The sequence below is a fragment of the Nonomuraea sp. NPDC026600 genome (assembly GCF_040638335.1).
Taxonomy (GTDB): Bacteria; Actinomycetota; Actinomycetes; order Streptosporangiales; family Streptosporangiaceae; genus Nonomuraea.
On record NZ_JBEZYD010000006.1, the window covers coordinates 229,584 to 240,305 of the forward strand.

The window sequence follows — 10,722 nt, forward strand, 5'->3', positions numbered from 1 at the left end:
ACTCCTACGATAAAGGGCGCCGGAAAGATCGCACTAGAGGCGCGGACGCGCTCCCAGGTGCACGATCGCCTTGGCCGCCAGGCTGTTGCCGCCGGCCAGCGCCTCGGACGGCGGCTTGCCCTCCAGCCACGGCGGCAGGAACCCGGCGCAGAACGCGTCGCCCGCTCCCGTGCCGTCGATGATCCGGTCGACCGGCTCGGCGTCCACCTGGACCGGCTCGGAGCGGCTGTTGCCGAACCAGAGCGCGCCCTCGTCGTTCATCTTGATCACGACCTGTGGGAACCAGGCGGTGAGCACCTTGGCGGCGGCCTCGGGATCGTCGCGGCCGGTCAGCACCTTCGCCTGGTCGACGTTGGCGAACAGCAGCTTGGCCCCGTTGGTCCACTCGAGGAACGGCTCGGCACCCGTACGCTCCAACGGCGCGGACGACGAGCAGTCCACCGAGATCGACATCCCGGACCGGCGAGCCATGTCGAGCGCGGCCAGCCCCGCGTCGCGGGACCCCTCGTTGATCAGGGTGTAGCCGGACAGATGCAGATGACCCCCGCCGAACAGATCGCGGGGCAGGTCCTCCGGCGAGAGCGCCGCGTTGGCGCCCGGGTCGGAGAGCATCGTCCGCTCACCCTTGTGCGTGACGAGCACCACGCAGGTGCCGGTCGGCCGCTCAGGGTCCATGACGAGCCGGGCGTCCACGCCGTAGCCCATCAGCTCCATGTCACGGTTTCGACCGGTGATGTCGGCGCCCCGGCGGCCGATGAAGGCCACCTCAGCGCCCTCGACGGCCAGCCAGGAGGCGATGTTCGCCCCTGATCCACCGCCGTGCATCGTCACGATCGCCGGAGTGTCGCTCGCCCTGGCGAGTGCATAACGGGCGCGTGCGACCGCGTCGGTCATGAGATCGCCCACCACGACGACCCGCGTCATGATGCCACCACCTTGCTGCCTTCAGAACGAGCCTGGCCACGGCAAAACTAACAGCTTCCGGGCTACCCGTGGGGCGTACCCCGGACACAGGGGGGCAGTCGATGCACAAGCGTTGCCCAATAGGCCCTGCGGAACCCGGCATCCGGGATGCGGTCTACGCTCGGGACTGTGGAGGCTCAGTACCCCGCCCACTGGGAGGCCGACGTCGTCCTGGCCGACGGCGGCACCGCTCACGTGCGCCCCATCAAGCCCGCCGACGCCGACCGACTGCGTGCCTTCTACTCCCGGCTCTCCGACGAATCCATTTATTTCCGATTCTTCGGCCCGAGGCCACGGCTCTCCGACAAGGAGGTCGCCTGGTTCACCACCGTCGACTACGTCGACCGGGTCGCGCTGATCGCCACCATCGGCACCGAGATGGTGGCCGTGATCCGCTACGACCGGACGGGGCCCGGCGAGGCCGAGACGGCCTTCCTCGTCGAGGACGCTCACCAGGGCAGGGGAGTGGCCTCGGTGCTCCTGGAGCACCTTGCCGCCACGGCCCGCGAATGCGGCATCGAACGCTTCGTGGCCGACGTGCTCCCCGCCAACATGAAGATGATGGGCGTGCTGCGCCAGGCCGGATACACCGCCGAGAGCCGCTTCGCCGACGGCGTCGTGCGCATGACGCTCGACCTCACCCCCACCGACACCTCGACCGAGGTCACGATCGCCCGCGAACACCGCGCCGAGGCCAGATCCATCGCCCGGCTGCTCGCGCCCGGCTCGGTGGCGGTCATCGGCGCCTCGCGCGAGCCGGGCGGCGTCGGCCACACCGTGCTGCGCAACCTGCTCGGCGCCGACTTCAGCGGCCCCGTCTACCCGGTGCACCGCGAGGTGCGGGCGATGGCGGGCGTACGGACCTACCCGAGCGTGACGGCGATCGACGACCAGGTGGACCTGGCCGTGGTGGCCGTGCCCGCCGCCGGCGTCGTCGAGGTGGTCAAGGAGTGCGCGGAGAAGGGCGTACACGGGCTGGTCGTGGTCTCCTCCGGGTTCGGAGAGACGGGCACCGAGGGCCGTGAGCGGCAGGACGAGCTGGCGCGCATCGCGCGCGCGTACGGCCTGCGGGTCGTCGGGCCCAACTGCCTCGGCATCGCCAACACCGACCCGGCCGTCAAGCTCAACGCCACCCTCGCCGCGACCGTGCCCGGCCGGGGCCGGGTCGGCTTCTTCAGCCAGTCGGGCGCGCTCGGCACCGCCCTGCTCCAGCGGGTGGCGCAGCGGGGGATGGGCATCTCGTCGTTCGTCTCGGCGGGCAACCGGGCCGACGTGTCGGGCAACGATCTGCTCCAGTACTGGGAGGAGGACGCCTCGACCGAGGTGATCCTGCTCTACCTGGAGTCGCTGGGCAATCCCCGCAAGTTCACCCGGCTGGCCAGGCGCCTGGCGCGGAGCAAGCCGATCGTGGTGGTCAAGAGCGGCGGGACGCCCGACAGTCACTCCGCCGAGGCGCTCGGACTGCCCGACTCGGCGATCAGCTCGCTGTTCTCGCAGGCGGGGCTGATCCGGGTGGACGACCTCATCCAGCTCTTCGACGTGGGCCAGCTCCTGGCCTACCAGCCGCTGCCCGCCGGTCCCCGGGTCGGTCTGGTCACCAACTCCGACGCCCTGGGCCTGCTGGCCGCCGACGCCTGCGTCGCCGTGGGCCTGGAGCCCCTGCCGCCGGTGAACCTGGGCGCCGGCGCCGGCGCCTCCTCCTTCGGCGCGGCACTCGCGGACCGGCTCGGCTCGTCGTCGGTGGACGCGGCGGTGGTGATCTACATGCCGCCGATCCCCGGCGAGGACGCGGAGGTGGCGGCCGAACTGCTGCGGGTCTCGCAGGGCTCGGCCAAGCCGGTCCTCGCCACCTTCCAGGGGCATCTCGGCATGCACCCCGATCTGCGGGTGGGCGCCGTGCCCTCGCGGGGGTCCATCCCCTCGTACGCGGCGCCGGAGGAGGCGGTCAGGGCGCTGGCGCACGTGGTCCGGTACGCGAGGTGGCGCGCACGACCGTCGCTGCCGCCGCCCGAACTGCCGGACATCGACCCGCACTGCGCCCGCGCCCTGATCCACCGCGCCCTCCATCCGGAGGCCACCGCCGACGCACCTCCCGCAGAATCTCCCTCCGCGGAATCTCCGTCTGCGAAAGCTCCGTCTGCGGAATCCGCGGTGGCATCTCCCACCGCGGCTTCGGCCTCCGCTTCCGCGCGGAGTTTCTTCGCCGAGCCAGGGCCGTCGGTCGAGGCCGAGGCGGCCGACGTGGCCGAGCTGCTCGCCTGCTACGGGCTGAGCGTCTGGCCGGCCGAGGCGGTGCGGTCCCCGGACGAGGCGGTCGCGGCCGCCGAACGGCTGGGCTGGCCGGTGGTGCTCAAGGTGGCTGGTCCTGAGGCCGCCCGCCGGGCCGGCACCGTACGCCTCGGGCTGGCGGGGCCCGACAGCGTGCGGCATGCCTACGCCGAGTTCGCCGAGCAGTTCGGGGAGGACGTGGAGCTGGCGGTCCAGCGGATGGCGCCGCAGCCCGCCGTACCCACCGTCGTGAGCGTCACCGAGAACCCGGCGTTCGGGCCCATCGTCTCCTTCGGGCTCGGCGAGGTGACCGCGCGACTCCTCCTCGACCAGGGCTTCCGGCTCGCGCCGCTCGCGGGCGAGGACGCCGCCGGGCTGGTGCGCTCCGTCCGCGCGGCCCCGCTGCTGTTCGGCGAGTACGGCTACCCGCCCGTGGCGGTCGACGCCCTGGAGGATCTCCTGGTCAGGGTGGGCCGCCTGGCCAACGACCTGCCGGAGGTGGCCCGCCTCGACCTCGACCAGGTGCTGGTGGGCAGGGAGGGCGTCATCATCCTGGGCGCCCGGGCCACGATCCGCACCCCACCCGGCCCCCGCCCGGACGGCGGCCCCCGCAGACTGGCCTGACCTCCAAGCCCGTGGTGATGTACGCGCGCAACGAGCCGTAGTCGCGCGCGACCTCGGCGGCGGGGTACGACGAGCTGATCCTCTTCCCCTGCGACAGCGCGCCCGGCCAACTCGACCGGCCGGCCGAGGTCATCCGCGGTCAGTTGTAGGGGTAGTCGTAGTGCTCCTTGTAGACGTTCTGGTTGCTGAAACTCGACCCCATTAATGGGAAGGACACGTTTCGCACGGTGCTGCCGTTGCCGGAGATTCTGACGTACGGCGCGGAGTAGCTCGAATAACGGCACGCAGGCGTACTTGGCGTTTCCGGCGTCGAACTGCAGGGTGCCCTTCACCCGGGCCGGCTTGGTGCCGTTGCCGGCGTTCACGTACAGGACGACGGGAAGCCGGGGACCGTACGTGGCGTGCGCCGGGGTGAGCGGGACCAGCGTCGCGGCGAGCGCCATGACGGTGACGGCGATCCACCTCGCCACCCGGCGCGTCTGGAAGCGTGACGGTACTTCGCTTCCTTCTTCGAACGGGTCGCACGGTCCATCGGAGATTATTGTTGAACCTTCAAGCCGTCCAGCGGCGGATATGCCGGGCGGTGATCCGGCCGGTCGCTATATAACGCGCCGACACATCCTCAGCGAAAAACCCTTTTCTGGATCGGGCCCGCACCGAGCCAGGCAAGGAGAATTCACCGGCATCCCGGAATCGGCCGATGAAAGTTTCATCACGTGCGCGGGACGGGGTGGCCGGTCATGGGGTGGAGCGGAGTCTGCGGCGGTCGGCGTGCTCGCGGGCCAGGTCGTACAGCGCCGCCGCCAGCGCGATCGAGACGGACAGCGCCACCACTCCCAGGCCATGCCGGAACGCGGTCGGCCAGCCCTGCCCCAGCGCCGCGAAGAACACGGACCCCGCCGCCGCGATGCCGATGGCCGAGCCGAGGCGCTGGCCCGTCTGAAGGACTCCGGCCGCGCTCCCGCCCTGCTCCGGGGGAACCTCCGACAGGCTGATGGCCTGGTTGGGGGCGATCACCAAGCCGCTGCCCACCCCGGCTATCAGCAGGGGCAGCGCCGTCGCCGCGCCCACCCCGGCGCCGGGAACCAGCAGAGTGGCGACCATGGTCGCCCCCAGCCCGGTCAGTACGGTGACCAGTCCTATGGCCACCAGGCGGCGACCGGCTCGCGAGACCAGGCGCCCGCCCGCCGCCGACGCGCCCGCCGAGCCCAGCGCGAAGGGGCTGATCGACAGCCCGGCCAGGAGCGCGCTGTAGCCGAGACCGCTCTGCAGGTACAGGGTGAAGATGAAGAAGATGCCGGTGAATCCGGCGAAGTAGAAGAGCGCTATGGCCGTGCCGAGACTGTACGAGCGCTTGGCGAACAGCCCGAGGTTGACCAGGGGCTCCTTGCGGTACATCCGTTCCCAGGTCACGAAGCCCGCCAGGACGAGCAGCGCGGCCGGGAGCAGCAGCCACTTGGTGTTTCCCGGCCACTGGTGCTGCTGGATGAAGGGCAGGAGCAGGGCGGCCACGCCTGTGCCCAGAAGAAGCACGCCGACTGGGTCGAGGCTCTCCTGCCGCCGCGGCAGGCCGGGCCGCGGAGCAGGGAGGAACTTGTGGGCCAGGGGGAGGAGGGCGATGCCGATCGGGAGGTTCACCAGGAAGACCCAGCGCCAGCCGTGCTCAGGCCCGAAGGCCGAGACCAGCGCGCCGCCCATCAGCGGCCCGAGCGCCGTGGACACGCCGATCGTGGCGCCCAGCGCACCGAACGCCCGCCCTCGCTCGGAGCCACGGAACATCTGCTGGATCAGCCCCGACACCTGCGGGTTCAGTATGCCCGCCGCCATGCCCTGCACCAGGCGAGACACCAGCAGCACCGAGATGCTCGGCGCGAACCCGCACGCCGCGCTCGCCACCGTGAACAGGGCGACGCCGACCATGAAGATCGCCCGGCGGCTGCGCGCGTCACCGAGCCGGCCGGCGGGCACGAGCAGCAGCCCGAACGTGAGCGCGTACCCGGACACCGTCCACTGGAGGCCGTCCTCGGAGGCTCCCAGGCCCGCGCGGATCGAGGGCAGCGCCACGTTGACGATGCTCACGTCCAGTCCGGCCATGAACGCTGACACCAGACAGACGCCCAGCGCCCGTGTCCGGTCGCTCATGGTGGCCTCCCCTGACAGCCCGCCCTTCCCGAACGAGCATGATTCCCACTAGAAAGTGAAATATCGGCCTGGCGGCGATCCGATAGGCAAGGCCGTGGCGGCGGAGGCGTACCACGGCCTCCGTTGTCACAGGCCGTGGCGGCGATCGCCGAGAACGCGTTCGCACAGCTCTGCTTCCACCTCGGCGGAGAACGGATCGTGTGCGGCGGGCTTCCGGGCGCGGTACGCCGTAACGGCGCGAGCGGTGTCCTGCGCGATCAGATCGCCATTGATCGCCGCGCCGGCCTTCAACCCCGCTGTGGCGGCGCCGATGACCTGAGCCATCGGGTCGGCGACGTTGCCCGCCACCCACACCCCGGGCACGGAGGTCGCCCCCGTCGCATCGGCGGCGATGTGGCTGCCGATCACGTGACCACGTACCTCCAGCTCGACCGGCTCCAGGCCCAGCCCGACGAGGACGTCGGTGCGGGCGGTGAAGCGCGGGATGACCACCAGCGCCTGAATGGGGATCACCCGCCCGTCGGCCAGGTTCACGCCGGTGAGCCGGTCGCCGGTCACCTCCAGGCCGGTCACCTGGCCGTCGACGACGGAGATGCCGCGGGCGGCGAACTGCTCACGTTCCTCGTCGCCGGCTTCGGGCGCGGTGTGCGAGAACAGCGTCACGTCCGCGCTCATCTGCCGCCACATCAAGGCCGCGTGGACGGCCATCGCCCCGGTCGCCAGGATGCCGATCGCCTGATCACGTACTTCCCAGCCGTGGCAGTAGGGGCAGTGCAGCACGTCCCGCCCCCACCGCTCGGCCACTCCCGGCACCTCGGGCAGCTCGTCGACCAGGCCCGTGGTCACCAGCAGCCGATCCGCCACGACCGCGGTCCCGTCGTCGAGGACGACACGGAAGCCCCCGCCCGTAAGGCGTTCAGCGGTCATGACGGTCCCCTCCAGGAACTCCCCGCCGTACCCGCTCACCTCCGCACGCCCCGAGGCCAGCAACTCGGTGGGAGAAGTGCCTTCACGCGCCAGGTAGTTGTGAACCCCGGCCGCCGGGGCGTTGCGTGGATGCCCGGCGTCGATCACGAGCACCGAGCGCCGTGCCCGCGCCAGGGCCAGCGCCCCGCTCAGCCCGGCGGCTCCACCCCCGAGCACCACTACGTCATAGCCCTGCTCCGGACGTACGGAATCGGCGGCCAGGGACTGCAGGTTCTGTGTTGTCATGCCTCGTACTCTCACCCGCATCCACCAATATGACAAAATTCCTTGCCATATTGGCAAACGGGGAGGTCCCGGCACCCGGCTGGACAGTGGGCCTCGGCGGCTGGCTAAACCTCATTTCTATGAAATTTCACCATTTGTCACTCCAGCGGTCGGCACAGCGGCACTGATGAGGCGCAATGCGGCGTCCGGGAATTGCACACGGCCCTGTAGCTAGATAACGGGATAAAAGACGTTATAGAGCGTTATGTCTGGTGGGTGAGTGCACTGCGCGGTCCTGGCAGGATGGACCCATGAGGGAAACCCGAGTCTCAGCCGCGGGCCTGCGTGAAGCGATCGAGCGCAGCGGCTACTACCCCGACCTCGTCACCGATGCGGTCGAATCCGCGCTGGGCAAGGAGGCTGTGACCGCGTTCGTGGTCCACCATGAGGCCACCTTCGATCCCGCGATGGAAGTGCGCAGGCACGTCACCGTCCTAGTGCTGTCGACGACGAGGCTGCTGGTCTGCCACACCGACGAACACCCTGCGGTGGAAGGCGTCTCGACCTCGCACGCCTCCACGACCACGGAGGCCGTACGCCTGAGCCGCGTCCAGTCGGTCGCGGTCACCCGTGTCGTCCCCGACCCCGCCTCCTACGTCCCCGGCGTCCCTCCCACGGAGGCCACGCTCACGATCGGCTGGGGAGCGATCTCCCACGTCGACCTCGAACCGGCCACCTGCGGTGACGAGAACTGCGAGGCCGACCACGGCTACACGGGCGCCATCACCGCGGACGACCTCTCGCTCCGGGTGAGCGAGGCGGCCGACGGCCCCGAAGCGGTCACCCACGTCCTCGCCTTCGCCAAATCCCTCTCGGAAGCCACCGCCCGCGCCACAACCTGACAGGCCACTCCCAGGCGCCCACCCTCTCGGTGCCACCAGGGCAAGACCCATGCACACAACGCGAACCCCGGCACCCCGACATCACGCCCACAAGGGCACCTCTGCGACAGGCCGGTGCTCCCCTGAGGCGGCAATCGGTGGTGCTCATGCGGCGGTGTCCTTGCGGTCATGCCCACGCGACCGTGTCCTCCGGGTCGTGCTCAAGGGATGGTGTCCCACCGGAGACGCCTCACGCGGCGCTGTCCCTTCGGCGGTGCCTGCGGGATCCTGCTCATGTGAGAGCGTTCCTGCGGTGGTGGCCACGCGATCGTGCGGCGGTGTCCCTGCCATGACGCCCACCCGGCGGTGCCCCCGCGGCCGCGCTCGTGTGCCGGCACACCGGTCGATCATTCCCCACGAACCACCCAGCCGATCAAGCGAAGAAGACGGCCAAGAATACGCACGTAACGACGCCCAGCCATGTGCGGGTTCAGCGGCCGTATTCCTGGAGGCCCCCAGCCATGTGCGGCGAGTGGCGCTCACTTGGCCGTGCCGTACAACATCGTTGGGGTTCAGGGGTTTGGCGGCGATCAGCCGTGTACGGCGGGATACAAGATCGAATTCGGGCGACGAACGGAATGGAGCGCCATGAGCGGAAACGCGCCACTGATTCCCCGTTACGGCACCGCGTCGTTGGCGGAGTTGCCGAGTGCGTTGCTGGCCGTGCTGGGGCTGGACGAGCCGAACCCCCTCCAGCTCGCCCCCGCCGACCGCGTCTGCCTGTTCCTCGTGGACGGTCTCGGTGACGAGGCGCTGCGCGCTCACGCCGACCGGGCGCCGTTCCTCGCCGCCACCGCCAGGACCACGCTCACCGCCGGGTTCCCCGCCACCACCGTCACCAGCCTGTGCTCGCTGGGCACCGGTGTGCCGCCGGGTGAGCACGGCATGCTGGGGCTGATGCTGGCCGTGCCGGGGACTGGGCAACTGTTCAACTGCCTGCGGTGGACACTGCCCGGCGGGGCGTTCATGGAGCCGGGCGAATGGCAGCCCGCCGAGACCGTCTACCAGCGCGCCGCCGCCGCGGGGATCGTGGCGGGTTACGTGGCGCCGGCCCAGTTCGAGGGGAGCGGGCTGACCGAGGCGGTCTACCGCGGCGTGCGCTACCTGGCCGCCGAGACCGTCGACGAGCGCGTGGCCAGGGTACGTACGGCGATGGCCGAGCCGCGGGCCCACGTCACCGTCTACTACGGCGACCTCGACGCGATGGGCCACATGACCGGCTGGGGCAGCGAGGAGTGGCTGGGGCAGCTCGAAATCGTGGATCGGATGGCCGAACGCCTGGCCGCGGACCTGCCCCCGGGTTCCGCCCTCTACATCACCGCCGACCACGGCATGGTCAACGTGACCGAGAAGCTCGACGCCGAGTCCGAGCCCGCGCTGAGCCGGGGGGTGGCGATGCTCGGCGGAGAGGCAAGGGCGAGGCACGTGTACGCCGAGCCGGGGGCCGCCTCCGAAGTGCTCGACGCATGGCGTGAGACGCTGGCGGGCAAGGCCTGGGTGGTGTCGAGGCAGGAGGCGGTCGAGTCCGGCTGGTTCGGGCCGCGGGTGCGGCCGGAATGGGCGGGGCGCATCGGCGACGTCGTGGCCGTCCCGTACACCGGGCTGGCCATCACGGCGCCGAGCGCGCATCCGATCGAGGCGCTGTTCACCGGCTACCACGGCTCGATGACGACCGCCGAACAATACGTACCGCTCTTGGAGGTAAGCACCCGATGAGTTCGTTGATCGCCGCTGGGGTCGGGGTGAGCGGCCGATGAGTCCGTTGATCACGCCCGAAGAACTCGCCGCGCTGGACGGTGTGACCGTGCTCGATGTGCGGTGGCGGCTCGGTGGCCCTCCGGGGATCGAGCTGTACCGCGAGGGGCACCTGCCGGGCGCCGTCTTCTGCGACCTCGACGCCGACCTCGCCGCGCCGCCCGGAACAGCCGGGCGGCATCCGCTACCGCAAGCGGACGACTTCCAGAGCGCGATGCGGCGGCTGGGGGTGTCCGGGGGACGGCCGGTGGTGGTGTACGACGACACGGGGTCGACCGCCGCGGCGCGGGCGTGGTGGGCGCTGCGTTACTTCGGGCACCAGGACGTCCGGGTGCTGGACGGCGGCCTGCCCACCTGGGCCGACGCGGGACTGCCGATCGTCAAGGAGACGCCCGAGGCGGTGCCCGGTGACTTCGTCGCCAGGCCGGGTGGGATGCCGGTGCTGACCGCCGCCGAGGCGGGGGCGCTCGCGAGATCGGGGGTGCTGCTGGACGCGCGGGCGGGTGAGCGATATCGGGGCGAGGTGGAGCCGATCGACCCCGTCGCCGGGCACGTGCCCGGCGCGGTGAGCGCGCCGACCATGGAGAACATCGGTCCCGGCGGCCGGTTCCGCCCTGCGGCCGAGCTGCGCGACAGGTTCACCGCGCTCGGGGTGGGCGAGGGCGTGCCGGCCGGAGCGTACTGCGGCTCCGGCGTCACCGCCGCGCATGAGGTGCTGGCCCTGGAGGTGGCGGGCCTGCCCGCGGCACTCTACGTGGGCTCATGGTCCGAATGGATCGCCGACCCCTCGCGCCCGATCGCCACAGGCTGAGCCCCGGCGCGCCGACCAGACGACCCC

At 70.9% G+C, this 10,722-nt stretch carries 7 protein-coding genes; 4 read left to right on the plus strand and 3 right to left on the minus strand.

What is annotated here, in order from left to right; translation table 11 throughout:
- Positions 1-33: 33 nt before the first annotated feature.
- Positions 34-924, minus strand: a complete 891-nt coding sequence (locus tag AB0F17_RS16785; RefSeq protein WP_358023025.1) for a sugar kinase — start codon at positions 922-924, stop codon at positions 34-36.
- Between the two features lie 147 nt (positions 925-1,071).
- Between AB0F17_RS16785 and AB0F17_RS16790 the strand changes: the two genes are divergently transcribed.
- A complete protein-coding gene (locus AB0F17_RS16790) occupies positions 1,072-3,855 on the plus strand; it encodes a GNAT family N-acetyltransferase (protein WP_358023028.1) in 2,784 nt (927 codons plus the stop codon).
- 738 nt (positions 3,856-4,593) lie between these two features.
- Here the strand turns inward: AB0F17_RS16790 and AB0F17_RS16795 are convergent.
- A complete protein-coding gene (locus AB0F17_RS16795) occupies positions 4,594-5,997 on the minus strand; it encodes an MFS transporter (RefSeq protein WP_358023030.1) in 1,404 nt (467 codons plus the stop codon).
- Positions 5,998-6,123: 126 nt separating this feature from the next.
- A complete protein-coding gene (locus AB0F17_RS16800; protein ID WP_358023033.1) occupies positions 6,124-7,209 on the minus strand; it encodes an NAD(P)/FAD-dependent oxidoreductase in 1,086 nt (361 codons plus the stop codon).
- Between the two features lie 290 nt (positions 7,210-7,499).
- Here AB0F17_RS16800 and AB0F17_RS16805 point away from each other — a divergent pair, with 290 nt between their 5' ends.
- The 3 genes from AB0F17_RS16805 to AB0F17_RS16815 all read left to right on the plus strand — a co-directional run bounded on the left by AB0F17_RS16805 (position 7,500) and on the right by AB0F17_RS16815 (position 10,695).
- Positions 7,500-8,090 carry a DUF5998 family protein gene (locus AB0F17_RS16805; protein WP_214635698.1) on the plus strand — a complete coding sequence of 197 codons (591 nt, stop codon included), beginning with the start codon at positions 7,500-7,502 and terminating at the stop codon, positions 8,088-8,090.
- A 627-nt stretch (positions 8,091-8,717) separates the two neighbouring features.
- Positions 8,718-9,845, plus strand: a complete 1,128-nt coding sequence (locus AB0F17_RS16810) for an alkaline phosphatase family protein (RefSeq protein WP_358023036.1) — start codon at positions 8,718-8,720, stop codon at positions 9,843-9,845.
- A 37-nt stretch (positions 9,846-9,882) separates the two neighbouring features.
- Complete coding sequence (locus AB0F17_RS16815) at positions 9,883-10,695, plus strand: sulfurtransferase (protein WP_358023038.1); 813 nt, start codon at positions 9,883-9,885, stop codon at positions 10,693-10,695.
- Positions 10,696-10,722: the final 27 nt, after the last annotated feature.

What these genes read in the sequence shown, in the direction of transcription:
- AB0F17_RS16785 (WP_358023025.1), bottom strand. Translation starts at nt 924, where the DNA reads ATGACGCGGGTCGTCGTGGTGGGCGATCTCATGACCGACGCGGTCGCA.
- AB0F17_RS16810 (WP_358023036.1), top strand. Translation starts at nt 8,718, where the DNA reads ATGAGCGGAAACGCGCCACTGATTCCCCGTTACGGCACCGCGTCGTTG.
- AB0F17_RS16815 (WP_358023038.1), top strand. Translation starts at nt 9,883, where the DNA reads ATGAGTCCGTTGATCACGCCCGAAGAACTCGCCGCGCTGGACGGTGTG.
- AB0F17_RS16795 (WP_358023030.1), bottom strand. Translation starts at nt 5,997, where the DNA reads ATGAGCGACCGGACACGGGCGCTGGGCGTCTGTCTGGTGTCAGCGTTC.
- AB0F17_RS16790 (WP_358023028.1), top strand. Translation starts at nt 1,072, where the DNA reads ATGCGGTCTACGCTCGGGACTGTGGAGGCTCAGTACCCCGCCCACTGG.
- AB0F17_RS16805 (WP_214635698.1), top strand. Translation starts at nt 7,500, where the DNA reads ATGAGGGAAACCCGAGTCTCAGCCGCGGGCCTGCGTGAAGCGATCGAG.
- AB0F17_RS16800 (WP_358023033.1), bottom strand. Translation starts at nt 7,209, where the DNA reads ATGACAACACAGAACCTGCAGTCCCTGGCCGCCGATTCCGTACGTCCG.